The 26535-nt window shown below is 47.2% G+C and carries 21 protein-coding genes and 1 other annotated feature; of the genes, 3 read left to right on the top strand and 18 right to left on the bottom strand.

Annotated elements, in window-relative coordinates:
* The 3 genes from E2L07_RS16370 to fdhD all read right to left on the bottom strand — a co-directional run.
* The coding region (locus E2L07_RS16370) for a transposase (protein WP_208402082.1) at positions 1–410 on the bottom strand (410 nt) is incomplete at its 3' end.
* Positions 411–1380: 970 nt separating this feature from the next.
* Positions 1381–2397 (bottom strand): GTP 3',8-cyclase MoaA, encoded by a 1017-nt coding sequence (moaA, locus tag E2L07_RS16380; protein ID WP_134230089.1) that lies wholly within the window; start codon positions 2395–2397, stop codon positions 1381–1383.
* Between the two features lies 1 nt (position 2398).
* Complete coding sequence (fdhD, locus tag E2L07_RS16385) at positions 2399–3211, bottom strand: formate dehydrogenase accessory sulfurtransferase FdhD (RefSeq protein ID WP_053430926.1); 813 nt, start codon at positions 3209–3211, stop codon at positions 2399–2401.
* A gap of 440 nt (positions 3212–3651) precedes the next feature.
* On the opposite strand from fdhD, the gene E2L07_RS16390 reads away from it, so the two are divergent.
* The 3 genes from E2L07_RS16390 to E2L07_RS16400 all read left to right on the top strand — a co-directional run bounded on the left by E2L07_RS16390 (position 3652) and on the right by E2L07_RS16400 (position 7927).
* Positions 3652–4911, top strand: coding sequence for an L-lactate MFS transporter (locus E2L07_RS16390; RefSeq protein ID WP_134230090.1), 1260 nt, complete (start codon positions 3652–3654; stop codon positions 4909–4911).
* Positions 4912–4992: 81 nt separating this feature from the next.
* Positions 4993–5358, top strand: coding sequence for a Na-translocating system protein MpsC family protein (locus tag E2L07_RS16395; protein ID WP_041821650.1), 366 nt, complete (start codon positions 4993–4995; stop codon positions 5356–5358).
* 220 nt (positions 5359–5578) lie between these two features.
* On the top strand, positions 5579–7927 hold the full coding sequence (locus tag E2L07_RS16400; RefSeq protein WP_134230091.1) for an FdhF/YdeP family oxidoreductase: 2349 nt from the start codon (positions 5579–5581) through the stop codon (positions 7925–7927).
* Positions 7928–7958: 31 nt separating this feature from the next.
* On the opposite strand, the gene E2L07_RS16405 is transcribed toward E2L07_RS16400, so the two are convergent.
* The 15 genes from E2L07_RS16405 to ileS all read right to left on the bottom strand — a co-directional run bounded on the left by E2L07_RS16405 (position 7959) and on the right by ileS (position 26010).
* On the bottom strand, positions 7959–8621 hold the full coding sequence (locus E2L07_RS16405) for a class I SAM-dependent methyltransferase (protein ID WP_053430925.1): 663 nt from the start codon (positions 8619–8621) through the stop codon (positions 7959–7961).
* A gap of 57 nt (positions 8622–8678) precedes the next feature.
* A complete protein-coding gene (gene pyrE, locus E2L07_RS16410; RefSeq protein ID WP_010898683.1) occupies positions 8679–9311 on the bottom strand; it encodes an orotate phosphoribosyltransferase in 633 nt (210 codons plus the stop codon).
* A gap of 2 nt (positions 9312–9313) precedes the next feature.
* The gene (pyrF, locus tag E2L07_RS16415; protein ID WP_134230092.1) at positions 9314–10018 is read right to left on the bottom strand and encodes an orotidine-5'-phosphate decarboxylase; all 705 of its coding nucleotides are present in this window, start codon (positions 10016–10018) and stop codon (positions 9314–9316) included.
* Positions 10015–10932, bottom strand: coding sequence for a dihydroorotate dehydrogenase (locus E2L07_RS16420; RefSeq protein WP_134230093.1), 918 nt, complete (start codon positions 10930–10932; stop codon positions 10015–10017). Before E2L07_RS16420 ends, pyrF begins: the two co-directional genes overlap by 4 nt.
* Entirely contained in the window at positions 10929–11708 is a 780-nt protein-coding gene (locus E2L07_RS16425) for a dihydroorotate dehydrogenase electron transfer subunit (protein WP_134230094.1), read from the bottom strand. The genes E2L07_RS16420 and E2L07_RS16425 overlap by 4 nt, the downstream gene beginning before the upstream one ends.
* A 16-nt stretch (positions 11709–11724) precedes the next feature.
* Entirely contained in the window at positions 11725–14913 is a 3189-nt protein-coding gene (carB, locus tag E2L07_RS16430) for a carbamoyl-phosphate synthase large subunit (RefSeq protein WP_053430921.1), read from the bottom strand.
* Positions 14914–14940: 27 nt separating this feature from the next.
* The gene (locus E2L07_RS16435; protein ID WP_010898688.1) at positions 14941–16029 is read right to left on the bottom strand and encodes a carbamoyl phosphate synthase small subunit; all 1089 of its coding nucleotides are present in this window, start codon (positions 16027–16029) and stop codon (positions 14941–14943) included.
* Positions 16026–17312 (bottom strand): dihydroorotase, encoded by a 1287-nt coding sequence (locus E2L07_RS16440; RefSeq protein WP_134230095.1) that lies wholly within the window; start codon positions 17310–17312, stop codon positions 16026–16028. The genes E2L07_RS16435 and E2L07_RS16440 overlap by 4 nt, the downstream gene beginning before the upstream one ends.
* 16 nt (positions 17313–17328) lie before the next feature.
* A complete protein-coding gene (locus tag E2L07_RS16445; protein ID WP_053430919.1) occupies positions 17329–18246 on the bottom strand; it encodes an aspartate carbamoyltransferase catalytic subunit in 918 nt (305 codons plus the stop codon).
* Between the two features lie 234 nt (positions 18247–18480).
* Positions 18481–19815, bottom strand: a complete 1335-nt coding sequence (locus E2L07_RS16450) for a solute carrier family 23 protein (RefSeq protein ID WP_053430918.1) — start codon at positions 19813–19815, stop codon at positions 18481–18483.
* A gap of 142 nt (positions 19816–19957) precedes the next feature.
* The gene (gene pyrR / locus E2L07_RS16455) at positions 19958–20500 is read right to left on the bottom strand and encodes a bifunctional pyr operon transcriptional regulator/uracil phosphoribosyltransferase PyrR (protein WP_010898692.1); all 543 of its coding nucleotides are present in this window, start codon (positions 20498–20500) and stop codon (positions 19958–19960) included.
* A gap of 218 nt (positions 20501–20718) precedes the next feature.
* Positions 20719–21636: an RluA family pseudouridine synthase gene (locus E2L07_RS16460; protein ID WP_010898693.1), complete on the bottom strand. Its 918-nt coding sequence runs from the start codon at positions 21634–21636 to the stop codon at positions 20719–20721.
* Positions 21633–22103 (bottom strand): signal peptidase II, encoded by a 471-nt coding sequence (gene lspA, locus E2L07_RS16465; protein ID WP_053430917.1) that lies wholly within the window; start codon positions 22101–22103, stop codon positions 21633–21635. Before lspA ends, E2L07_RS16460 begins: the two co-directional genes overlap by 4 nt.
* Positions 22104–22186: 83 nt before the next feature.
* The gene (locus E2L07_RS16470; protein ID WP_053430916.1) at positions 22187–22849 is read right to left on the bottom strand and encodes a TraR/DksA C4-type zinc finger protein; all 663 of its coding nucleotides are present in this window, start codon (positions 22847–22849) and stop codon (positions 22187–22189) included.
* 395 nt (positions 22850–23244) lie between these two features.
* Positions 23245–26010, bottom strand: coding sequence for an isoleucine--tRNA ligase (ileS, locus tag E2L07_RS16475; RefSeq protein ID WP_134230096.1), 2766 nt, complete (start codon positions 26008–26010; stop codon positions 23245–23247).
* A 95-nt stretch (positions 26011–26105) separates the two neighbouring features.
* Positions 26106–26338: a binding site (T-box leader), on the bottom strand.
* Between the last annotated feature and the right edge of the window lie 197 nt (positions 26339–26535).

Raw genomic sequence — 26535 nt, forward strand, 5'->3', positions numbered from 1 at the left:
AGTTCATGTACTTTATCTAAAAGTTCTTGGTTAGCGTGATGTAATTGTTCAATGGACTCATGATCAAATCGTGTATAAAAGCGAGATAAACTTGGTTGAGAAGCTAAGGAGTCAGTCCCAATCATTTGGGTGAAAACAGGATCATTCGTCAATTGATCGGCCGCATCATCCTCAGCATAACCAGCGATGAGTTGAAAAAGCTTTTGACGAAGTAGATTTTCATTTGAATGAACATGGTATTTTCTCTCGTCGTTCAGATGCAGGTGTTGAACAAGAGTATCAGAGAATCCGATTTTTTCATCAAACTCTCGAAAAACGAATTCACCTGTATCAGAAGAAAGAGAGCCTCCATCAGTTGATAATTTAATTTGACGATTGAAATCTAGTGTTAATTGCGGTAAAGTAGCCATTATAAGAATCCTTTCTGTGGTTATTTCATCGTTGCTTTAACCATATCAGAAATGGATTCTTTTTTCATTTATTTGATGCATGGACCATTTAGCTCAATACCTTGATAGATAAGCATTATTTGGGCATTAAAGGTTTTTTATGAATAATTCAGGTTTAATGCAATATTTTCATCCCTCAAAAAAACAGCCCTGTATATAAATAAACCTATAAGTACAAGACTCACTATAAGAGGAAATGATATAATAACCGCAAAAAGTATATTTTGCCATAGAAGCGCGAAATACACCGATCGTTTACTCCATTGGTTCTCTTTCTTTATCTTCTGATAAAAAAAGCCGATCTCCGTCTTTCTTGCTTTTAATGTGTCTACAAATAGATGAATCAGCCTCATGATTGTCACCTTTATTTCAGATCCCAATTAAATCGTACCCAGCGAAAAAGTGGCTCGTGAACTACTTCGTTACCCACACTACCTTACTATTCCGACTAAGCAATTCTCTCGGAACGAGATGTTTTACAAATGAGCGTAAAAAGTACGTGAGAAAAAAGAAATTGTCTTATCCACACCAAAGTCTCTATGCAAACTCTCGCAAGCAATCCTTCATTCCTTGCCATCGTTAGCATAGACCCCCTTACATGGATGACTTTGGATAAAACTACGTATCTATTGTACAAATTTCATATCGTGAAAGGAACCTTATCACAGCGATTAGGGTCTAAGGTCTTTAGATTATAAAAAACGAATAGGTGTATAGGTCTAATATGGGGGATGAGGTGAAATAAACAGGAGGGGTTTATAGTTCTTTTATAATTCTAGTGTTCCAATGAAAATATGCCATTTGGACCATATTCATCCTTTTACATGGCGCAACACTTAAACACGTTTGGTCATTTAAATCAATAGGAACGTTTTCCACAACAGATGACCCCGCGCTTCGGTGCCGTACCGATACGCGGGGCTCTTTTCCATCAGCCACCGATATGTGACATTTCAACTTTTTTCCGTTTGTTCGTATGGCTCGTTCGCTTGAGCGAGTATTGATCGTCACGCACATGCCAAATCGCGGCAAGCTTTTGCTGGATCGCCTCATCCGATGCGCCGCTGCGAAGAAGCTCGCGGAAGTCGTGACCTTTTGTCGCAAAGAGGCATGTGTAAAGCTTTCCTTCTACAGATAACCTTGCTCGGTTACACGTTGTGCAAAAGGCGTCGGTTACTGACGAAATGACGCCAATTTCCACCGAAGTTCCCTTATAGCGATACCGCGTCGCAACCTCGCTTGGATAATCCGACTCGACCGGCTCAAGCGGATGGACTTTATGAATCATCTCGAGAATGTCTCGCTTTGCGACGACATCATCCATGCGCCAGCCATTGGAGTTTCCTACGTCCATGTATTCAATAAACCGGAGCGTGTACCCTTTTTCCTTAAAAAATTGTGCCATCGGCAATACATCCTGGTCGTTCACTCCTTTTTGCACGACCATATTTACTTTTACGCCAAGCCCCGCCTCCTTTGCGGCCTCCATTCCGTCAAGAACTGGCTTCGTCCCGATCCCTCGACCATTGATCTTGCCGAAGCGCTCATCATCCAAGCTGTCTAAGCTGACAGTCACTCGTTTCAGCCCTGCTTTTTTCAGCTTGTCAGCCATTTTCGGTAGCAGCGTGCCATTCGTTGTCATCGCTACATCCTCAATGCCTGTTGTTGCGGTTAGCATGGAAATGAGCTGATCTACATCTTTCCGCATGAGCGGCTCACCGCCGGTAATGCGGATTTTTTTTATCGGGGAGGTTTGATGAAATAAATGAACGAGCCGGTTGGTTTCCTCAAAACTAAGAATCTCAGTCTTTTTTAAAAAAGGATAGTCAGGTCCAAAAATGTCGGCGGGCATACAATAGTGACAGCGAAAGTTACAACGATCAGTAACAGAGATTCGCAGATCTCGGAACGGGCGATTAAGTCGGTCGGTCATCGGTTGAGTTCCCATGTCATTGAACCTCCTTTTTTGGTGTAAGAATCCGCTCTGGAACGGTGTAAATATTCATCCGTCCGTCACGGATAAAGCCAGCGGTCGTGACATTTAATTCCTCAGCCATCGTCAATGCCAGCTCGGTTGGTGCCGATTTGGACAGCATGATGCCGACGCCAATTTTAGCTGCCTTTAATAGGACTTCCGACGATATCCGGCCGGAAAACAACAGCACTTTATCGCGGACAGGTACGCCGTTCATTAGACAGTATCCGTACAGTTTATCTAACGCATTATGGCGACCAATATCGGTGCGGGAGATGAGCATTTGTTCTGGGGTTGCAAGGGCGGCGTTATGGACGCCTCCTGTTTGCTGAAAAATGACGCTTTGCTCCTGAAGGGCTTCCATCAAGCGAAAGCATTGTTCAGGCGTAATCGTCGTCCGGCTCGTGGACGTCTTAGCCGTTTTTGCGTCATTGTGAAAATAAAAGGATTGTCGGCTCTTTCCGCAGCAAGAACCGATCATTCGTTTGGAGTAAAATTGCCATTCGGTTGGCAGCTCTTTCGTGAGAGAAACATAGGCAAACCCACGCGATTCATCGATGGAAAGGGAGGCGACATCTTGTTTGTAAAATCGAATGAGTCCCTCTGAGCCTAAAAACCCAATCACCATTTCTTCTAGATCGGCCTGCGTACAGACCATCGTCGCAAACTCACGATCATTTACATAGATCGTCAGCGGGTATTCACGTGCCACCTGATCCTCTCGATGTACAACGTTTTGATCGGTAATTGAAATAATTTTTCGCGTTGCTTGCATAGGGTTTGTCAACTTTCCTCACCTTCCTCCACAGGTGAAATTAGCTTACATTTAATCATAGATTGAGAAAATTCACAAGTCTACTTCCAAGAGTAAATAAAAAAAGCTGGACGGGACATCGGTTTTTCCTTCCTCTGTTCATCTGGTACGTGAGTGACCCTATTCATCAACTAAAAAAGCTCTTGTCAATGTATCCGTTTTCATGATAGAATCAAAACGGATTTATTCACAATTTTGCAACATTTTGCTCGAGAAGGATGGACACGGGATAGCGAACCTGTCGCCGGTTATCCTTTCAGCAAATGGACATCAAACGCTCCGTTTGGTTCAGCAGCAGCGTACCTGTTTGTTGGCTAAACCGTCGTCTTCTTCGCACGTTATGTGCATTTGAAGCTCGGCGGTTTTTTGTTTTAATTGTAACCGAAAAAATGATGTTGGGGAGTGAATAATCGATGAAAACGACAAAAAACCGTTGGCTCATTGCGCTTGCGGCAGTTGGAATCCACATTTCGATCGGCTCGGTCTATGCTTGGAGCGTCTTTACGAATCCATTGATTGAGCAATTCGGTTGGGGTTTGGGGGAAGTGTCCTTAACATTTAGTATCGCCATTGCGTTCCTCGGCGTTTCCGCAGCGTTTATGGGGCACTTCGTCGAAAAACATGGACCGCGAAAATCAGGGATGGTGGCTGCCTCGTTTTTCGGACTCGGTACCTTAGGCGCAGGGCTCGCCGTTTCTCTTGAATCTCTTTGGCTGCTCTATTTTTCCTATGGGGTCCTTGGCGGATTTGGACTCGGTGTTGGCTACATAACCCCTGTCTCTACCCTCGTCAAATGGTTTCCCGACCGGCGCGGCTTAGCGACAGGACTGGCGATCATGGGCTTTGGCTTCGCCTCCCTCGTGTTTAGCCCGATCATGAATGCGTTCATTACATCTGTCGGTATTGCTGCAACCTTTTTTATCCTTGGTGGCCTTTACATGATCATTATGTTTACCGCTGCTCTATACTTAGAGCCACCCCCTCAGGGCTGGGTACCTGCTGGTTTTATAGAAGCAAAAACGGAAATTGGTCGTTTGCAAAAGCAGGATCTCTCACAACTAACGGCTAATGAAGCGGTAAAGACGAAACGGTTCTGGTTCCTATGGACGATGCTTTTCATTAACGTCACATGTGGGATCGCGATTTTAGCCGTTGCCTCGCCAATGGCGCAAGAGATTACGGGCATGACAGCAGCAACAGCGGCAACAATGGTTGGACTTATGGGGCTTTTTAATGGACTGGGACGAATCGGCTGGGCGTCCATTTCTGATTACATTGGGCGACCGAACGTATACACTGCCTTTTTCCTTATTCAAATTGTCGCCTTCGTGATGCTCCCTTCGATCACGCACGTGCTATTGTTTCAAGTGGTGCTCTTTTTCATCATGACTTGTTACGGCGGTGGGTTTGCGTCGATTCCTGCTTACATTGGGGATCTGTTTGGTACGAAGCAGCTCGGTGCGATTCATGGCTACATTTTGACAGCCTGGGCATTAGCGGGACTCGTTGGACCTATGATTGCTTCGTATATTCGCGAGACGACGAATAGCTATGCAGGCACCCTTTACATTTTTACCGGCATGTTTATAGTCGCCCTTGCCGTTTCCCTTTTTATTCGTGTGGACATTCGTCAGTTGCGCGCACAAAGCAACAAACAGGGACTCGTGAGCTGATTGACAGAAAATGAAGGCGCAAGCTATGATGAAGGAGAAGAATACTAGAGGAAACGATTGGGTCATAAAGGGCTGAAAAACATGAATAAATACGAAGCTGAATTTAGTAATCTCGTACGTGCTTTCCGAAAAAAGCATATGGGCAAAGGCCCAAGTAAGATTAACACTACCTTTTGTAAGAACTGGGCAATCTGTGAAATGGAAGGCAACCTCTCACCTGTAGAAAAATTTATTGCCAGCGCCGATGAAGGAAAACAAATGCTAAGAGCCGCTCGAACCGAGATGGTGAAAGAAATGTATCGAAAAAACCGCCCAGTGGAAATGGAAAGCTTCCTGGGCACCGAGCTTGTCGATCTTTTTGTTGACATTGATATTGAACGAGATTTCGGCATGTCTGTGTTTGTGTTTGCTGATAACATTGAAGAAAAATTTTCCAAAAAGCGTTGAGCCTGCGTCAATAGCGCTCCTGTTTGCGTCAGGATCGACCGCTTAACAGCTTAACTGGATTTTTGTTGTTGGTACTTGATAGCGCTCCTGTCAAAGGCTAACCGCTGCATATTCGACTTGAAGCTTCCTTCAGCGAATACCAGCGGTTTTTTTTCACTATCGAACACTTGCTTCACTTACGGTCGTAACCTTTACGAGCCATAAGAAAGGATGATCATGAATGGGAAAGACGAAACATGCTGGCCCGATGAAACTAGATAAAAAATGGGACCCGTCATTATGGGCGGGGAAAGTGCCCCTCGGCTTAGGAAAAGTGAAACCAAAACATATTCGCGATACGTTAAAAGTCGCACTCGAAAATCGCGACAATCTTGGCTATGCCTACCGTATTTTAACACAGGGGGTCTGCGACGGCTGCGCCCTTGGCGTTTCCGGCTTGCAAGACCAAACGCTCGCGGGACCACACCTTTGCACCACACGGTTAAATGTATTACGGTTGAACACCATGCCGGCCATCGATCCGAAATGGTTGGACGATGTGGAAGAGCTTAGGAAGCTTGATAGTACGGAGCTACGCAAGCTCGGCCGGATTCCGTATCCACTGTCGCGAAAGCCGGGAGAAAAAAGATTTACCCGCATTAGCTGGGACGATGCCTTGAACCGTATCGCCGCAAAAATAAAAGCGATTGACCCAAAACAGCTTGCTTTCTACTTAACGGCAAGAGGAATTACAAATGAAGTGTATTACACAGCGGCCAAGGTGGCTCGTTTTCTAGGAACGAACAACATCGATAATGCGTCAAGAATTTGTCATTCTCCAAGTAAAACGGCGTTAAAACGTTCTCTCGGTATCGGTGCGTCAAGCTGTAATTATCAAGATTGGATCGGTACCGACGTCCTCGTCTTTTGGGGCTCTGTTGCCGCCAATAACCAGCCAGTATCAACAAAATATATGTATGCCGCGAAAAAGGCAGGGACGAAGATCATTATGATTAACCCGTACCGTGAGCCGGCGATGGAAAACTATTGGATTCCTTCGATTCCTGAAAGCGCCCTGTTCGGCACACAAATAGTTGATGATGTATTTCAAGTAAACATTGGCGGCGATATTGCGTTCATGAACGGGGTGATGAAGCATTGGTTTGAAATGGAGAAAGAGCGGCCAGGATCTGCGATCGACCACGCGTTTATTGCGAACCATACGAACGGCTTTGCAGAGCTTAAGGAGCATGTGGAGCAATTAAACTGGAACGACATCGTGAAGTCTGCCGGACTTTCAAAAGAACGGATCCTCGAGTTTGCCAAGCTTCTAGCCAACTCACGATCGGGTGTGTTTATTTGGAGCATGGGACTTACCCAGCACCGATTTGCGACCGATAACATTTCCCAAGTCGCCAATTTAGCTCTTTTGCAAGGGTTTATCGGGCGAAAGCATTGCGGTGTGATGCCGATTCGCGGCCATAGTGGTGTGCAAGGCTCAGGAGAAATGGGCGCTGATCCATTTGTCTTGCCTGGCGGTGATTTTGAACCAGAACATAAAAAGCGGATCGAAGCGATCTGGGGATTCCACATTCCAGATTGGCAAGGGGACACGGTCGGGCAAATGTTAGAGAATGTCTTGCTTCCAGACGATCATGAACGAAAGGTGCGCCTTTTTTATACGAGTGGTGGTAACTTCCTTGAAACGATGCCGGACCCAGCGTTTATCCAACGCGTGTTGGAAAACGTCGAGCTTCGCGTCCATCAAGACATCATTTTTAACACGTCCACTCTCGTAGATGCAAAAGAAGAAGTGATCGTTCTTCCAGCGATGACGCGCTATGAACAGCCAGGTGGAGGAACGTCGACGAGCACGGAGCGAATGGTCTACTTCAGTCCGGAAATTAAAGGCCCGCGAATCGAAGAAGCACGGGCAGAATGGGACATTTACATCGAGCTCGCCAAACGAGTCGATCCAGAACGGGCTCATTTAATCGATTTTCAAACTGCCCAACAAATCCGTGATGAAATTGCCGTAGCTAATCCGAATTATGACGGAATCCAACACCTGAAAAATCGCGGAGATGTCTTTCAATGGGGAGGTGCATGGCTTTGTGAAGGGGGTGTTTGCCCAACACCTGATGGACGTGGAAACTTACTCCCTATCGACCTACCAGAGTTCCGCCGCACCGAGGGTCACTTTTACGTGACAAGTCGGCGAGGCAAACAGTTTAACTCGATGGTGTACAGTGAAACGGACCCATTTAACGGAGCCGATCGTTATGACGTGATCATGAACGAAACGGACGGGAAGAAATTAAATATTCGTAACGGTGAATCGATTGTCGTCTACAACCAATATGGTACGTTCCAAGGACGCGCCTGCTTTGGCGACACCCAGACAGGGAACATTGCGGTTTATTGGCCTGAAGGAAACATGCTTCTTCCGAAAGGTGTTTACGAAACGCATGCGAAAATCCCTGAGTACAATACGACGGTGATCGTTGAAAAAGCCGAGAGCTTCCATGCGCAAAAAGACAGACGCTACCTCGAAAAACGGGTCGAGGAGCTGGAGCTTGAAGCGAACTGAGAAAAACCGCCTCGATTTGAGGCGGTTTTCGTTATTTGTTCCATGACGCAACCGTCACGACCGCTAAGCCGTCAAGGACGAGCTCATGGGTAACCACCCATGCTCCGTGTTTCTTAAAGAAATGCGTAAGCTGTTCAGCCGTATAACGATGACGACGTGTCGAGACATTGGACCATTGCAATAGCGTTTTTTCTTCAAAGCCTGTGATCCCGCTCTTCTTGCAGTAAGCTTTTGCAGCGGCATGATTCATCTTGTTAGTCGGGTTTAGCATTCCGATCACACCTGCCCCATTTAGCACCCGAATCATTTCCTTCATCCCTCGCTCGGGCTCTGGCAGAAGGAACATGACACAAGTAGAGAGGCAAACGTCAAACGATTCATCGGCAAACGGCAGATCATACGCGTCCCCTTGGACGACCGTCAGCCTTCCGCATTGCTTGTGTTCATGCAATCGCTCTTCTGTCGCCAATACCATTTGTTTTGACAAATCCACTCCTGCTAAGTGGGCTGCCTCATGTACTCCTCTTGCCAACAAGCGCCCCGTTCCGCACCCTACATCTAATACGGCACGATTCGCCCAGGATCCCGTCCCTTTTTTTAACCGATCGTGGACTGGACGAAGCCAGCTCGCCTGCGCCATCCCGTCAAAAAAAGAGACGAGTGGATCAAACTCTTCACCCGTCATTTTTCGCATTCCATTGCCTCCCCTCTCCTTCCTTTTTAGCATACTAAGGTAGAAGGCAAATGACAATTATTCGTTCATCCAACTTTGCGAGCTAGGATTTTCACGCCATTTCTGTAATTTTTGTAATTCTTCTTCTGAGATGTCACCACGTCTGATCGCAACATCTAGCAAAGTCGGATAGTCCGTTAATACGTAGGAGGGAAGATTAGCTGCCTCTAGCTGATCCTGCCCTTTCTCTAGCCCGTATGTAAAAATCGCCACAACTCCAAGAACGTCAGCACCAGCTTCTCTTAACGCATCGGCTGCTTGAATGACACTTCCTCCAGTCGAGATAAGGTCTTCAATAATGACGACACGATCCTTGGAAGAGAGCTTCCCTTCGATTTGATTTTGCTTGCCATGACCTTTTGACTTGCTACGAACATAAACCATTGGTGCTTGCAGTCGATCACTTACCCACGCAGCGTGGGGAATTCCCGCTGTCGCAGTTCCTGCAACAACGGTCACCTCTGGAAAATGTGAGCGAATCAACTGCTCAAATCCTTCCGCAATCGACTGGCGAATGTGCGGATAGCCCATCGTTAGACGATTGTCGCAATAAATCGGCGACTTGATCCCAGAACTCCACGTAAAGGGGTCGTTCGGGCGTAACGTAACCGCCTCAATGTCTAACAAATGTTGTGCGATTGTCTCTTTCATCCTTAACCCTCCCATTGCTTGCGTATGATTTCATAGGCGGCAGCAGGTTCTGGAGCCGCCGTGATGCTGCGACCGACAACGATAGCCCAGCTCCCTAATGTCCGCGCTTCTTCCGGGGTAACAATTCGCGTTTGATCCCCTTTGTCATCCTCTTTTAAACGAATCCCTGGTGTGACGGTCAAAAAAGACGGACCGCAATGCTCGTGAATAATAGGAACCTCTTGGGCGGACGAGACAACCCCATCCAGTCCGGCCTCCTTTGCAAGCCGAGCATAATGAGACACTGCCCCGTTCATGTTGGACTGAATGAGCAACTCTTTTTGTAGCATAGCCTCATTTGTACTTGTAAGCTGTGTCACACCGATGAGCTTCGGACGGTTACGGCCGTCCACTGTCCCAGCTTCCAGTCCTTCCCGTGCCGCAGCCATCATGTTTGTTCCTCCTGCTACGTGAACGTTCACGATGTCAACTCCGAGTGTGGCTAGTTGTCGCATCGCTCGCTTTACCGTGTTCGGAATGTCGTGCAGCTTTAAATCGAGAAACACTTGATGTCCTTCATCCTTTAGTTGCTCAATCACAGCTGGGCCTTCACTGTAAAATAACTCCATCCCTACTTTTACGAACAGAGGTTTTGGAAGTGTCTTGAGCAGTTCCTGCATGTTCTCCCGGTTTTCTACATCTAGGGCAATGATCAATGGTCGTATCATGACATCTTCCAGCTCCCTCCGACAATATCGGCAATCCGTTCAATGCCAAGCTCATCCATTCGCTTTGGCAGCTCGTCAATGATCGTTGGACAAACGTAAGGATCGGTAAAGTTGGCAGTACCGACCGCTACCGCATCTGCTCCTGCTAGCATAAATTCCAGCACATCATCAGCCGATTGAATCCCGCCCATCCCAATGATCGGAATCGAAACGGCTTGGCTCACCTGATAAATCATGCGAATCGCCACAGGCTTTATTGCAGGTCCAGACAGCCCACCTGTTCCGTTTGCTAAAATTGGCGTCCGCCGTTTTAAATCAAGGCGCATTCCAAGGAGTGTGTTGATCATCGACAATCCGTCGGCTCCAGCTCGCTCCACTGCATGCGCCATTTCCACAATGTCGCTCAGATTTGGCGAAAGCTTCACATAGACGGGCACAGTAGAGACGCGCTTCACTTCTTGCGTTAGCTGTGCCGCCACATCTGGCACGGTTCCAAAGGCAATCCCGCCCTCTTTTACGTTCGGGCAAGAAATGTTTAGTTCAAGCGCATGGACATTGTCCACACGGGAAATGGCTTCAGCCACTTCGACATAATCGTTCACGGTTGAACCTGCAATGTTGGCCACAATCGGTACATCCACGTCCGCAAGCCGAGCCAACTCGTTATCAATGACGTTATTGAGGCCTGGGTTTTGCAAGCCGATCGCATTTAGCATGCCCGAATGGGTCTCTGCTACGCGAGGCGTTGGGTTTCCGAAACGTGGCTCCACGGTGGTCGCTTTAATGGCGATCGCGCCTAAAAGATTCAGGTCGTAAAAGCCAGCAAATTCTTTACCAAAGCCGAAGCAACCAGAAGCTGGCATAATCGGATTTTTCATAGAGAGACCTGGTAATTCTACTGCTAACCGACTCATAGCACGACCTCCCCTACTGGAAATACTGGGCCATCGGTGCAGATTTTTCGATACGCCGTTCCTGCCTCATCTCCTGTCACATGACAGACACAGGCAAAACATGCACCAATCCCGCAGCCCATCCGTTCTTCCATCGAAATAAAGGCACGTTCACCAATAAAACGTTCACTCACGGCTTTTAACATAGGAGTTGGCCCACAAGAATAGACGACATTATACGAAAGGACTTCTTGATCCAGCACATGGGTGACAAACCCTTTCGTCCCCGCTGTACCGTCCACGGTCGCTACATATGTTGTCCCGAGTTGAGAGAACTGCTCATAGTAAAAGCTGTCCTTTGCGGATTGAAAGCCAAGCACATTAATGACGTGGCAGCCTTTCGCTTTCAGGCGCTTCGCCAAATAGTAAAGAGGAGGGACTCCGATTCCGCCACCGATGAGCAGAGCCGTTTCCCCTGAAGCTATTGCCTCCAATGGGAACCCTTGACCGAGCGGTCCGAGAATGTCGACCGTCTCCCCCCGCGCTTTTTGCGCCAGCCGCTTCGTGCCTTGCCCTTCTGCTCGGTAAAGCAGCGTTAATTCGTTCGTCTGCTCGTCTACGTGGCAGATGCTGAGCGGGCGCCGTAGTAACAGCTCTGAGCCATCATCCACCTTCACATGGACGAACTGCCCAGGTGAGGTCATCTCTTTTACGCGCTCACCTGTTACTTTCATTTCATAGATGCCATCAGCGATTCGCTGATGGCTCGTAATTGTCATCCGTTCTGTCTGTCTCATCGGTCCTCCCCTTTCTCTATTGCATGACCGGCATGCTTTCAGCAGAAAACGTAATGGATTCTAGGACGCGGAGAAGCGCCTCGGCTGTGTCTAGTGATGTGAGACATACGACCCCGTTTTCGACCGATTCACGGCGAATTCGAAACCCGTCACGGGCTGGTTGCTTTCCTCTCGTTAACGTGTTGATGACAAATTGAGCGTCACCTGCACGGATCACGTCTAGCAAATGGGGCTTTTCGTCGCTAATCTTGTTGACCGTCGTCACTGGAATGCCCTCCGCTTGCAGAATATGGGCTGTTCCTTCCGTTGCGAGAATCGAGAAGCCGATTTGATAAAAGCGTTTTGCGAGACTGATCGCTTCCTGCTTGTCTTTATCGGCGATCGTAAACAACACCGAACCGTGGGTCGGAATGCTCATTCCTGAGGCAATTAACCCTTTGTACAATGCTTTTTCTAACGTTTTGTCTCGGCCCATTACTTCACCTGTTGACTTCATTTCTGGTCCTAGCGTGATGTCCACCCGGCGCAATTTTGCGAACGAAAAGACGGGTACTTTTACAGAGACTTCTTTTGCCTCTGGATGGTAGCCTGTTTCATAGCCGAGCTGCGGCAATGTTTTCCCAAGCATCACCTTCGTCGCCACATTCGCCATCGGAACACCTGTCACCTTGCTTAAAAACGGTACCGTTCGGCTTGACCGTGGGTTTACTTCAAGGACGTACACATCGTCTTTATGCCAGACGAACTGAATGTTCAGCAACCCGACAATCCGCAACCCTCTAGCAAGCTCGATCGTCCGTTCGATCAGCTTTTGTTTCAGCGATTCAGGAACGGTTTGCGGCGGATAGACAGCAATCGAGTCTCCCGAGTGAACCCCTGCCCGCTCAATGTGCTCCATAATGCCTGGAATATAGACGTTTTCTCCATCGGATATTGCGTCAACCTCTAGCTCTTTACCTGTCAAATAGCGGTCGATGAGCACGGGATGTTTCGGATTCACTTTGACCGCATGGGCCATATAGTTTAACAGTTCTTCTTCTTTATAAACGATTTCCATTGCCCGGCCGCCGAGTACATACGACGGTCTGACGAGAACTGGGTAGCCGATACGTTCAGCAATTTGGCGAGCTTCCTCAATCGAAGTTGCCGTATCGCCTAATGGTTGTGGGATGTTCAATTCAACCAATGTCTGTTCAAACTTATCCCGATCCTCGGCACGATCCATGTCTTCAAGAGCCGTTCCGATAATTTTCACGCCGCGTGCCGCTAGCTCGGACGCCAAATTAATCGCTGTCTGTCCCCCGAACTGGACGATCACCCCTTCTGGCTGCTCCAAATTAACAATGTGCATCACATCTTCGACGGTGAGCGGTTCAAAATAAAGTTTGTCGGACGTGCTAAAGTCTGTTGATACGGTCTCAGGGTTATTGTTCACAATAATCGCTTCGTACCCTGCTTCTTTAATCGCCCATACCGTATGAACCGTTGCATAATCAAATTCGATTCCTTGTCCGATTCGGATCGGGCCAGAGCCTAACACGAGAATGCTTTTTTTATCGGTTCGTTCCGATTCGTTTTCTTCTTCGTACGTTCCGTAAAAATACGGTGTCGCCGACGCAAACTCTGCTGCACACGTATCGACCATTTTATAGACTGGTGAGAGGCCATGGTTCATCCGGAGCTCATACACTTCCTGTTCGGATGTTCCCCATAGATCGGCGATGATCATATCGGAGAACCCACGCTCTTTTGCTTCTTTTAGTAGCTCTAAATCGCCTACGTTTTCCTTTAGTTGTTTTTCGAGCTGGATGATTCTTGCAAACGAACGGAGGAAGAAGCGATCAATTTTTGTTAACGCCCAAAGCTCTTCGATCGTATACCCTCTACGGATCGCCTCTCCTAAGGCAAACAATCGCTCGTCATCAGGCTTTGTCAGCTTTTTCTCGAGGCTTTCTTTATCAAGGTCATTTACATCTGGTTGATCTAAGTGATAGACCCCGGCTTCTAATGAACGAACCGCTTTTAACAGAGATTCCTCCAAGTTCCGTCCAATCGCCATTACTTCCCCAGTCGCCTTCATCTGTGTACCGAGGAAACGGTTGGCTGCTTCGAATTTATCAAAAGGCCAGCGTGGAATTTTGCTCACGACATAGTCAAGAGCAGGCTCGAAGCTAGCATACGTCGTTTGGGTAATCGGATTGAGCAATTCATCCAATGTATAACCAACGGCAATTTTTGCGGCAATTTTTGCAATCGGATAACCGGTCGCTTTCGACGCGAGGGCAGATGAACGGCTCACCCGTGGATTCACTTCAATGATGTAATATTGGAAGCTATCCGGATCAAGGGCAAACTGAACGTTACACCCTCCTTCAATTCCTAGAGCGCGAATAATCTTTAACGACGAGTTTCGTAGCATTTGGTATTCACGATCGGATAACGTTTGCGACGGGGCCACAACGATTGAATCCCCTGTATGAACGCCGACAGGATCGATGTTTTCCATGTTACAGACGACGATCGCATGATCTTTTCCATCCCGCATGACTTCATATTCAATTTCTTTAAAGCCCGCGATGCTTTTTTCCACTAGACATTGGGTCACAGGGCTATACTTCAAACCGCTCGTTACGATTTCAACAAGGTCTTCTTCATTGTATACGAGACCCCCGCCAGTACCGCCGAGCGTATACGCAGGGCGAACGATGATCGGGTAGCCGACACGCTCGACGAACGTGTACGCTTCCTCCAACGTATGAATGATCTCACTATCTGGCACAGGTTCATTTAATTCTTTCATCAATGCTCGAAACAGGTCACGGTCTTCCGCCTGTTGAATCGAATCTAATTTCGTCCCGAGAAGTTCGACATTGTACTCTTTTAAAATGCCCGCTTGGTCTAATTCAACCGCCATGTTTAACCCTGTTTGGCCACCGAGTGTCGGCAAGATGCCATCCGGTCGCTCCATGCGAATAATTCGGCTCACAAATTCTAGCGTTAACGGCTCAATGTAGACACGGTCAGCCATTGTCGTATCGGTCATGATCGTGGCAGGATTGGAATTGACGAGAATCACTTCATAGCCTTCTTCCTTTAATGCTTGACACGCTTGCGTTCCTGCGTAATCAAACTCCGCCGCTTGTCCGATGACAATTGGTCCTGAACCGATGACGAGAATTTTTTTAATATCTTCGCGTTTCCCCATGTTCTCTCACTCTCCCAATTTTATCTGTTATACCGTGAGCGCCCGATGCTTGTTTGATTCCATCAGCTTAATAAAACGATCGAATAGCACGTTTGAATCTTCCGGTCCTGGTGATGCCTCCGGGTGGTACTGAACGCTGAACGCTGGATGTACTTTGTGTGCCAATCCTTCAATTGTTCCGTCATTCACTGCTTCATGGGTAACGATTAAATCCGTATTCACAAGTGAACCTTCCGTTACCGTATAGCCATGATTTTGTGCCGTAATTTCGATCAATCCCGTACTCCGTTCACGCACAGGGTGGTTCGAGCCGCGATGCCCGAAGCGAAGCTTTTCTGTTTTTGCTCCGCAAGCAAGTGCGAACAGTTGATGACCGAGGCAAATACCAAACAACGGAACTTTTCCTAATAGGTTGCGGATCATTTCTACTCCCTCAGATACGTCCTCTGGGTTTCCTGGTCCGTTGCTTAACAGGACGCCGTCAGGCCCTAAGCGGAGCACCTCTTCTGCTGATGTGTGGTAAGGCACAACAAACACTTCACAATTGCGGCGGATGAGCTCCTGTAAAATGTTATGCTTCATTCCATAATCAACGAGGACAACGCGCTTACCAGGGCCTGGTACGTGGTATGGATCTCTCGTTGAGACGCGCGACACTTGATCGGTCGGTGTTGGTGTTGCTTTCAACTCCTGAACGATTTGCTCTACGTCTACATCAAGTGGGCAGAGCTGGCCTTTTAACGTACCGTGCATCCGAATCAAGCGGGTGAGCTTTCGAGTGTCGATCCCAGATAGTCCAGGAATTTGCTTCGCTTTTAACAGGGAGTCTAATGATTCTTCACTTCTCCAGTTGCTCGGAATGTCACATGCTTCTTTGACGATTAACCCGTGTATCGCTGGATTCATCGATTCAAAGTCGTCGCGGTTAATTCCATAATTTCCGATCAATGGGTAAGTTAATGTCACAATTTGTCCGCAGTAGGATGGATCAGAGAGCATCTCTTGGTAGCCTGTCATTCCCGTGTTAAATACCACTTCTCCTGACATTTCTCGATCGCTACCAAACCCTTTTCCTACAAACACACTGCCATCTTCTAAAATGAGTTGTCTTTTCATCTCGCCACCTCTTTCTCTTCCCAAACAAGCTTGCCACCTACAAGTGTTGCTACCGGCCACCCTTGGCATGTCCACCCAGCAAACGGTGTGTTGCGGCCTTTTGAAGCAAAATGTGCTGGATCGATCGCTCGTTCCACTTCTAGGTCAATGATCGTCACATCTGCTGGTGCCCCCTCTTCCAACCGGCCATACGGTAGCTGGAATGTTTCCGCTGGATCAATCGTCAACCAATCAACAAGTTGCTTTAGCGTAAAGGTCCCTTTTTTGACAAAATGAGTGTACAGAAGGGGGAACGCCGTCTCTAATCCGACAATACCGAACGGTGCGCGCTCCATTCCTTGCCCTTTTTCCTCTTCTGTATGCGGAGCATGGTCTGTCGCAATAAAGTCGATTGTTCCATCTAGCAATCCTTCAATTAACGCCTCTCGATCTTTTTTCCCACGGAGCGGCGGATTCATTTTATAGTGGGCATCCAAACCTGGAATGTCTTCATCGCACAATAATAAATGATGTGGTGTCACTTCCGCCGTTACACGAATGCCTGCACGCTTAGCATCTCGGACAACCCGAACCGATTCCTTTGTACTAATGTGACAGACGTGGTAGTGAACACCTGCCGCTTCGGCTAAAAGCACATCGCGAGCAATGTGAACGGACTCACAAACCGATGGAATCCCTGCAATCCCATGCTTTTTTGAAAATACTCCTTCGTGGACTGAACCGTTTTGGATCAACGTATTTTCTTCACAGTGGGCAACGATGGCCATCTCGAGCTTTGCCGCCTCTTTCATCGCTTCAAGCATCATCGCTGCCGATTGTACGCCTACACCATCATCGGTAAAGGCAAAGGCGCCTGCTTCCTTTAACTTGGCAAAGTCGGTTAGCTCCCGGCCAAGCTGTCTCGTCGTGATGGCTGCGTATGGTAAAACGCGGACAACCCCTGTCTCATCAATTCTACCTGTCAGCCAGCTCATTTGCTCAGCGCTGTCTGGAACCGGACGAGTATTTGGCATGGCCGCAACAGTAGTAAAGCCTCCTTTCGCTGCCGCCTTTGTTCCTGTTTCAATCGTCTCCTTCGCTTCACCACCTGGCTCCCGTAAATGAACATGTAAATCCACAAGTCCAGGGGTCACTAGCTTTCCATTCGCTTCGATTACATGGGCGTCCGTTTCTTCAAGATTTAAGCCAATGGCGGAAATCACGCCATCGTTCAACAATACATCTTGTGTTTTAACCGTTCCTTCCTTTGTGACGATGCTGCCATTTTTAATCAACGTTTTCATGTTCTCTCTCCCCTTATTATTCATCTGTCAATGCTCGCTTTAACACGGCCATTCGGATGGCGACCCCGTTTTTCATCTGTTTAAAGATTCGTGAGCGTGGGCATTCCACAAGCTCGCTCGCAATCTCCACATTACGATTCACAGGCGCTGGGTGCATGACAATGCTTTTTGGCTTCATCCGCGCTTCCCGTTTGACCGTTAAGCCAAATTGCTCATGGTACGATGCTTGGGTGAATGAAACGGTCCCATCATGCCGTTCGTGCTGAACGCGCAAGAGCATGATGACGTCCGCTAGTTCGACCGCTTCATCCATCGTCACATAAGGGTAAACCCCCTCATAGCCTTCCATCCATTCCCGCGGACCTGAAATGTAAACGCGGGCACCGAGACGAGTTAAGGTTTCGGCATTCGAGCGAGCTACTCGGCTATGGCGAAGGTCTCCACTAATAACAATGATAAGGTTAGAAAATCTATCAAATTCCTGTTGAATTGTCCACAAATCGAGCAAGGATTGGGTCGGGTGATGGCCACAACCATCGCCAGCATTAATGATCGGGATGTTAATACGATCTTGCAATTCTTCGAAATATCGGTCCTGGCGATGGCGAATGACGAGGGCGTTTACACCGATAGACTCAAGTGTTTTCGCCGTATCGTACAGCGTTTCCCCTTTCTGCACGCTGGATCGTTCCCCATCCACATTGACGACATGGAGCCCAAGTCGTTGCTCGGCTACTTCAAAGCTCACTCTCGTCCGCGTGCTCGGCTCGAAGAACAAATTGGCGACAAAGAGCTTTTCCGCTGGCGACCAAAGGACACCATTTTCAAACTGCTGGGCATCGTGCAAAATGTGCTCAATTTCCTCAAGCGATAAATGGGACATAGTAAGCAAGTCGTGTTTCGTATCATGATCCTGTAAGAACGGTACCGCCATTTTCCATCACCTCAGATTATAAAATGAGAACCTTGCCTTACCGCCAAGTCATCATGGCAGAATCGATTGGTTCTCTTATCTTTTTTTCTCTTAAGAGTGTAAAAAACACGCCCGATCGAGCAGCTTCGGGCGTGCAGAGGTAGAGAAAGGCCTCGCTTTACTGATTGCCTCTCTCAAACAAGTCACGCCTTTGAAGGCTCTCTGTCCTTCATTAAAGGTCGATCCTTTCAGTTGTTATGCAGCTTGTTCTTTTTTTCTCACCGTCTTTTCATTTTCAAACATGCTCTTCGTTCCGTAGCTTACTTCCTTGTTCGGTAACACTAAGTGAAGAACAATCCCGATGATCGTCGCTAACGCCATTCCTGGAATTTGGACATTTTCGTTTATCGGAACGAACGCACCGCCAATTCCGATGACGAGTATGACCGAGGAAATGATCAAGTTTCGTTTTTCTCCGAGCTGAATCTCGTTGTCAATCAACATCCGCAGTCCAGAGGAAGCGATGACCCCGAATAAGAGGATCGACACCCCTCCCATAACGGCTTGTGGAATCGTGGAAATGAGAGCTGAAATTTTGCCGCTAAATCCGAACATAATCGCGAGCAAAGCCGCACCTCCGATCACGAATACGCTAAACACACGAGTGATGGCGATGACGCCGATGTTTTCCCCGTACGTCGTGTTCGGTGGTCCTCCAAGAAAGGAAGCGATCATTGTCGCAACCCCATCCCCTGCAAGGGAGCGATGCAATCCTGGCTTCTCTAAAAAGTTTTTCCCAGCAACTTTACTTAACACCATTTGATCCCCGATATGCTCTGCTAAGGTGACGGCGGCAATCGGCACCATAATCGCAAGCACGGTCCATTCAACCGTCGGTGTATAGGTGACGAATGGCACGATAAAGTCTGGAGCCACTAACCATTTCGCCTCATACACCGCTTGAAAGTCAATCAAGCCGACGAATAACGCGGTAACATAGCCACCTGCGATTCCAAACATCATTGGAACAAGTCCGAAAAATCCTTTAAAGAAAACAGCTGCAACGATTGTGATCAGCAATGTAATCATCGCCACTAGCATAAACGTACCGTTAAACACTTGTACCCCCTGTTCGATTGTCTCCATCATCGCCATATCGATCGCAACGCCAGCTAAGCCGAGACCAATCACCATAATGACTGGTCCAACGACGATCGGCGGCAAGACCGTCATCAGCCATTTTCTTCCTACGACTTTGATCAGTAGGGCGGCTACTCCGTATACGAGACCGACGAAAAAGCTCCCGACCATCGCCGCCTCCGGTCCGCCAAACGCTGTCACTGCAATGATCGGAGTGATAAAAGCAAACGATGATCCAAGATACGCCGGCACCTGTCCTTTCGTAATTAGCAAGTAGGCAAGGGTTCCGAGCCCACTTGAAATTAAGGCCACTGCTGGACTTAAGTCGACCAATAGTGGTACGAGAATGGTCGCACCAAACATGGCGCATAGGTGTTGTAAGCTTAAGATTAGCCATTTATGTGGTTGGGGAACTTCACGAATGCCGATATCTCTTTGTTGTTTTGCCATTGTTTTCTCCTCCTTGGTTATGCAAACAAAAAACCTCCTTGCCCATGACAAAGAGGTTACACTACTCCTGTAAAAAAGCACACAGGTGCCCAAGAAAGAGTGTACCTCTTAACAGCCTCACGGGACTGATTTAAAGAGGTGGTTATGAGGTTTTTTGTTCAATCGTTACTTCATCAATGCCATCCACTTCAGAAAGCTTGGCGACAATTTGTTCTTGCTTAGACGTCGGAACGTTTTTGCCAACGTAATCTGGGCGAATCGGCAATTCCCGATGCCCGCGGTCGATTAACACCGCCAATTGAATTTGTTCTGGCCGGCCTAAATCCATTAACGCATCTAAGGCTGCTCGCACCGTTCGACCGGTATATAATACATCGTCGATCAGGATGACTTTTTTTCCCGTAACATCGACAGGAACATCCGTCCCTTGCAAAATCGGCTCCTCCGTCGTTGACTTCACCGTTAAATCATCGCGATAAAGGGTAATGTCTACTTCACCGACTGGGAGCTTGATGCCTTCGATCGTTTCAATTCGTTCTTGGAGGCGGTTCGCTAAATAGATCCCCCTCGTTTTAATTCCGACAAGAAGGCAATCGCTCACACCTTTATTGCGTTCGATGATTTCGTGGGCGATCCGCGTTGTTGCTCGCCGAATCGCTTGCTCATCTAAAATTAACCGCGACACTGTGACACCTCCAAGTCGTTTTCGTTCCGTTTGAATGTTAGATGCTCTTTAAAGTATAAAAACCCTTCTGTCCAAAGGGCAGAAGGGTATACGTTACCTAAAGTCATGAAAACGACGAGCGGCGTTTTCGTGATTCCTTCTTAGCCTCACTGGACTAACATTAAAGGAGCTTATTCAATTCTCGCTTGGTGCAATTATGACAAAATACGACGACCGTGTCAACGGTTATTTTGCAATTGCCTGATGAGTTTTTTCATCTCTTCTGGCATTTCTACTTTAAAGCGCATAAATTCACCGGTACGAGGATGCTCAAACCCTAATTTTTGTGCATGAAGCGCTTGTCCATCAATTGATAATGTTTTTTTCGGTCCATATTTTGGATCACCTGCAAGGGGAAAGCCAATGTATTTAAAATGGACCCTAATTTGGTGGGTTCTCCCTGTTTCCAGTTGACATTCAACAAAGGTAAAATCACCAAATCGCTCAAGGACGGTAAAATGGGTTACTGCATCGCGGCTGTTTTCTTCTGTCACTGTCATGCTTTGTCGATCTACCTTATCCCGGCCGATTGGCGCATCAATCGTCCCATGATCATGGGGAATGTTGCCGTGAACGATTGCTTGGTACACCCGTTCGGTCGTTTTTGCTTTTAATTGGTTCACTAACGATTCATGGGCTCTGTCATTTTTTGCGATCATTAACAGCCCTGATGTATCTTTATCGATCCGGTGTACAATCCCTGGACGAACCACGCCATTGATCGACGAAAGATCGTTACAATGATACATGAGGGCATTGACAAGCGTTCCTGTCGTGTGTCCAGGTGCCGGATGAACGACCATCCCTCGCGGCTTATTCACAACCGCTACGTCCTCATCTTCATAAATGATCTCAATCGGAATATTTTCAGGAACCACTTCTAATACTTCTGGTTCTGGCACAAAAAGCTCTAGCGTATCGCCAGTTTCCACCTTGTAGTTCGATTTGATCGTTCGACCATTAATTAACACATGGCCATCTTTAATCCACTGTTGTACTTGTGTTCTTGACCATTCTTCCCCTTGAGCAGTTAAAAACTTATCGATCCGCTCCCCTTGTTGCTGTTCCGAAATGGTCCACGTCAATTGCTCACTCATGCATTCTTCTCCTTTTTTGCCTTTCGTTCGTCACGAATCATTTTCAAAAATAAAATGCCAACCCCGACGCAAAGCGCGGAGTCTGCCACGTTGAATATGGGGAAGTTGTATGTAAAAATGTACGTATTGACAAAATCAACCACTTCCCCACGAAAGATGCGGTCGATAAAATTACCGATAGCGCCCCCTAAAATCAGAGCTAAGGCCGTCGCAAATACACGATCATGCTTGGCCTCTTTTTCCATGTAATAAACAATCCCAATCACTACAATGGACGTAATGATGTAGAATAGCCACATTTGTCCTTCTAAAATCCCGAATGCTGCTCCTTTGTTTCGATGGGATGTTAAGTAAAGTACAGAATCAATTAACGGGATGCTTTCTCCAATTTCCATATGGCGAACGACTAGCCACTTTGTCCATTGATCCAGCAAAATAATCACTAACGCAACAATGTAATAAATCAACGTCCAGTCCTCCGATCTCCTGCTTCATCTCTACGTTAGCATTGTAGCACAAAAAGGAGGGGAATGTCCCTCCTTCATCCTTCCTAACGCAAGTGATTCATATACTGATCGTAATGAACATTTCGTTGAAACTGGACATTCTCTGCTCCACTATAGCCTTCGATCCCCGTCGACACAAATCCTTCAATTTCCTCCACGTAGCCAATGAGCTCGTCCTCTTCATCCAAGGATGCATCTTCAAACACCATATCGAGTTCATTGAAGCGTCCGACGGCTTGATACGCATCCTCAGCGTCAAACTCGGTTTCATCATCCGATTCATCAAAGTTGTACCGATCAAACGACTCCAGCACATCCTCCTCCACCGGTCTGTTGGCTGGAAGTTGGCCATTTCCATAGGCAACGGTCGTCCTTGCCGTTGGATTCGCCTCTAAACGCTCATATGGAATTTGTTCCCCCGTTCTTTCACAGATTCCATATGTTCCATTTTCCATTCGATCTAAGGCTTGTTTAATCTCTTCATACTCTCGACTCATCTGTTCGTAGAGGGCGATGTCTTTCTCTCGCTCGTAAAGATCGGTCGCCGTATCGGCCGGGTGATTATCGTACTGCGACAGCTCTCCTGTCGATCCAGAGAGCGTGCCTTTTTCCTCTTGCATTCCTAGCTCGCCCGACTGCTTGAGGCGCTGTTCAAGAGCGGCTTTTCTCTCTGTTAAGCGCTCCCGTAGTTCCGCGTATTGTTGCATGCTCTCCTCCCCTTTTTCAGCGCATCGTTAGACGATCATGTCCACTTTTAAGCGGTCAGTTTCCCAAAGCACGCCTCCCTGCGGCATCGGCTGTATTAGCACGTCCTGTGCGTCCACTGCCTATAGCGCCACGTCCTGTGGCATCGGCTGTATTAGCACGTCCTGTGCGTCAAAAAACTACAGATTGTAGCTTTTCATTTGTAGTCTGTCCTTAAAAAGGTGACGATAGCCCGAGCAACATTTGTCAAGAGTTTTCAAGCATGCAAAAACGATGATCCTGTATAATTTTTTAAATTTTAGTTGCATAAGGTCATTATTCGTTTGCCATTATAGATGCTAGAACTTTAAATCCCCAAACAAAAAAACGAGGTCAATGACCTCGTTTTTTTGTTTGATTATTTTGTTACATAATACGTCGCCACTGTCTCCGCACAATCCGCACAAAGGGTCGGATGCTCGTTGTTTGTACCGACCGTTGGGCTCACAACCCAACAACGTTCACACGTTTCGCCTGCTGCTTTTTCAACAACGATCGCTAAATCGCCATATGACTCGGCTTCTTTTGGCGCATCCGCGACAGAGCCAGCCACTTTTACAGCGGACACGATGAACAACTTATCTAACGGCCCAAGCTCTTCTAAAAGCTGGCGGACGTCACCATCAGCGTAAAGCGTAATGGCCGCCGTTAAAGATTTGCCGATCACCTTTTCATTTCGCGCATTTTCAAGTGCCTTTAGAACATCGTCACGAACGTTGATAAACGCATCCCATTTTTGTTTTAATTCACTCATGTCCCCAAGCTCGATCGGTTCTGGCATATCCGTCAGCTGGACACTCTCCTCTTCAACACCTGGGATATGTTTCCACACTTCATCCGCCGTATGGGGGATAATTGGGGACAAGAGTTTGGCCAACGCTACGAGCACATCATACATGACCGTTTGCGTAGCTCTTCGATCCGGATGGTCAGCATGCTTCACATAGAGGGTATCTTTCGCAATATCCATATAGAACGAGCTTAACTCAATCGTACAGAAGTTGTGGAGCTCGTGATATACGGTTGAGAACTGGTACTCGTCGTATGCCTTTTTCACACGATTGATGACATCGTTTAATTTTGCAAGCATGTAGCGATCAAGTCCGTTTAACTGATCAATGGCCACACGGTGCGTTGCTGGATGAAAATCGTGTAAGTTTCCAAGCAGGAAACGATAGGTGTTGCGAATTTTCCGATATACTTCCGATACTTGCTTCAAAATTTTATCCGATACGCGTACATCTGCTTGATAGTCGACAGATGCGACCCAAAGGCGTAAAATATCGGCTCCAAGCTGTTTCATTACATCATTCGGAATGACGACATTTCCGAGTGATTTACTCATTTTCTTTCCTTCACCATCAAGGGTAAAGCCATGGCTTAACACCCCTTTGTAAGGTGCTTTTCCTGTGATCGCTACACTTGTTGATAACGATGAGTTGAACCAACCGCGATACTGGTCTGAGCCTTCTAAATAAAGATCCGCAGGTCGATCTAACTCCTCACGCTCTACAAGCACCCCTTGATGGCTAGAGCCAGAATCGAACCAAACGTCCATAATATCCATTTCTCGTGTGAATTGACCATTCGGACTTGATTCATGGGTAAATCCTTCTGGAAGTAAATCTTTCGTCTCCCATTCAAACCAAACATTTGATCCGTGCTTTCTAAATAGCTCTGATACGTGGTTGATCGTTTCATCCGTAATGATCGGTTCTCCATTCTCTCCATAGAAAATCGGAATCGGCACACCCCATACGCGTTGACGTGAAATACACCAATCACCGCGGTCACGTACCATGTTGTAGAGGCGCGTTTCCCCCCACTCTGGAACCCACTTCACTTCCTGAATCGCTCTCAACAATTCGTCACGGAAGTTTTCAATCGATGCGAACCACTGAGCCGTCGCCCGGTAAATGACCGGCTTTTTTGTCCGCCAGTCATGGGCATAAGAGTGGGTGATAAACGTTAGCTTTAGGAGCGCACCGCACTCATCTAACTTTTGCGTGATCGGTTTGTTCGCTTCGTCATAAAATAATCCTTCAAAGCCAGGTGCTTCAGCGGTCATGTACCCTTTGTCATCAACTGGACATAACACGTCTAAACCGTACTTTTGGCCGACAATGTAGTCTTCTTCCCCGTGTCCAGGCGCTGTATGGACGCATCCTGTACCGGCATCTAACGTGACATGATCCCCTAAAACAACCAAGGAATCTCGGCCGTAAATCGGATGTTCAGCGACGACGTATTCTAAATCTACCCCTTTGATCGTTCGCAAGATTTCTGGATTTTCCCATTCAAGAGCGGATTCGAGTGTTTCCACAAGTCCTGACGCGACGACGTATTTTTCGCCTTTCACAGCGACAACGCTATATTCAAGTTCAGGATGAACGGCAATTCCTAAGTTTGCTGGGATCGTCCACGGAGTTGTCGTCCAGATGACGATTTTTTCATCTTGTTGTAATACGTTCTTTCCATCTTTCACTGGGAAAGCTACGTAAATCGACGGTGAGCGTTTGTCATGATATTCGATTTCCGCTTCCGCTAACGCTGATTCTGACGATGGTGACCAGTAGACAGGCTTTTTTCCTTTATAAATGTAGCCTTTTTTCGCCATCTCCCCGAACACTTTTACTTGCTGGGCTTCAAAGCCTTTATCTAAAGTGACGTAAGGGTTCCACCAGTCCCCGCGCACACCTAATCGCATAAATTGTTCACGTTGGCGGTCAATTTGCTTCCGTGCAAATTCTTCACAAAGCTTACGGAACTCGGCGACACTCATCGATTTGCGATCAACACCAGATTTCGTTAACGCTTGCTCAATCGGCAGGCCGTGGGTGTCCCACCCTGGAACATACGGAGCATGAAAACCTGCCATGGACTTATAGCGAACAATCATATCCTTTAAAACCTTATTCAGTGCATGCCCCATATGGATGTCACCATTGGCATAAGGTGGTCCATCATGAAGCACAAACAGTGGACGACCTTTCGTCCGTGCTTGCACCTTCTCATAAATATTCATATCTTTCCATTCTTCCTGCATTTGCGGCTCACGGTTTGGCAAATTTCCCCGCATCGGGAAATCCGTTTTTGGCATGAGCAATGTTTCTTTAAAATCCATTTCCATTCCTCCTAATGATTTGCAACTCCATTACAGCCAGCCTTGTGGCGGAAATGATTGTTTTCAATGGAACAAATAAAAACCTCCCCATCCCCATTAGGGACGAGAAGGTATTCCCGCGGTACCACCCTAGTGAACAAACGACATTCTTTGCTTGTTCCCTCGTGTCATTGTTAACAGGCATGACCTGTTGCAGCCTACTGAATCAACGATCGTTCGGTGCAAAAACTAAAGGGTGATTTTCCACATTCACGTTCCATCAGGCTTCCACCATCCCTGACTCGCTTTTGGAAGGGGTGACGTGTACTGTCCCTCTCATCGTCCATTGTATGTTCGCTTTTTTAATTAAAATTCATTATATGCGAGAGCTAAAAAGAACGCAAGTAGATCTAAGCTGCTGATTGTGTCAACCTTTTGTGGGAGGAGTATTTTCCATCCTCATATGTGTAAGCGAATTCAGGATTTTAGGGTTCTCCTCGTTGAGAATCTTATGGTTTTTAAAAGCCTTTCAAGTCTTTCAGTGCT

This window comes from Halalkalibacterium halodurans, from assembly GCF_004376175.1.
Classification (GTDB): Bacteria; Bacillota; Bacilli; order Bacillales; family Bacillaceae_D; genus Halalkalibacterium; species Halalkalibacterium halodurans.

Bases quoted from the DNA above. Each gene is read 5' to 3' on its own strand.
- E2L07_RS16390 (WP_134230090.1), top strand. From the start codon at position 3,652: ATGAAAACGACAAAAAACCGTTGGCTCATTGCGCTTGCGGCAGTTGGA.
- E2L07_RS16440 (WP_134230095.1), bottom strand. From the start codon at position 17,312: ATGAAAACGTTGATTAAAAATGGCAGCATCGTCACAAAGGAAGGAACG.
- E2L07_RS16445 (WP_053430919.1), bottom strand. From the start codon at position 18,246: ATGGCGGTACCGTTCTTACAGGATCATGATACGAAACACGACTTGCTT.
- E2L07_RS16400 (WP_134230091.1), top strand. From the start codon at position 5,579: ATGGGAAAGACGAAACATGCTGGCCCGATGAAACTAGATAAAAAATGG.
- E2L07_RS16470 (WP_053430916.1), bottom strand. From the start codon at position 22,849: ATGCAACAATACGCGGAACTACGGGAGCGCTTAACAGAGAGAAAAGCC.
- E2L07_RS16460 (WP_010898693.1), bottom strand. From the start codon at position 21,636: ATGAGTGAGCAATTGACGTGGACCATTTCGGAACAGCAACAAGGGGAG.
- moaA (WP_134230089.1), bottom strand. From the start codon at position 2,397: ATGGGAACTCAACCGATGACCGACCGACTTAATCGCCCGTTCCGAGAT.
- E2L07_RS16425 (WP_134230094.1), bottom strand. From the start codon at position 11,708: ATGAGACAGACAGAACGGATGACAATTACGAGCCATCAGCGAATCGCT.
- E2L07_RS16395 (WP_041821650.1), top strand. From the start codon at position 4,993: ATGAATAAATACGAAGCTGAATTTAGTAATCTCGTACGTGCTTTCCGA.
- ileS (WP_134230096.1), bottom strand. From the start codon at position 26,010: ATGGATTTTAAAGAAACATTGCTCATGCCAAAAACGGATTTCCCGATG.
- pyrE (WP_010898683.1), bottom strand. From the start codon at position 9,311: ATGAAAGAGACAATCGCACAACATTTGTTAGACATTGAGGCGGTTACG.
- E2L07_RS16435 (WP_010898688.1), bottom strand. From the start codon at position 16,029: ATGAAAAGACAACTCATTTTAGAAGATGGCAGTGTGTTTGTAGGAAAA.
- E2L07_RS16450 (WP_053430918.1), bottom strand. From the start codon at position 19,815: ATGGCAAAACAACAAAGAGATATCGGCATTCGTGAAGTTCCCCAACCA.
- pyrF (WP_134230092.1), bottom strand. From the start codon at position 10,018: ATGATACGACCATTGATCATTGCCCTAGATGTAGAAAACCGGGAGAAC.
- E2L07_RS16405 (WP_053430925.1), bottom strand. From the start codon at position 8,621: ATGCGAAAAATGACGGGTGAAGAGTTTGATCCACTCGTCTCTTTTTTT.
- carB (WP_053430921.1), bottom strand. From the start codon at position 14,913: ATGGGGAAACGCGAAGATATTAAAAAAATTCTCGTCATCGGTTCAGGA.
- E2L07_RS16420 (WP_134230093.1), bottom strand. From the start codon at position 10,932: ATGAGTCGGTTAGCAGTAGAATTACCAGGTCTCTCTATGAAAAATCCG.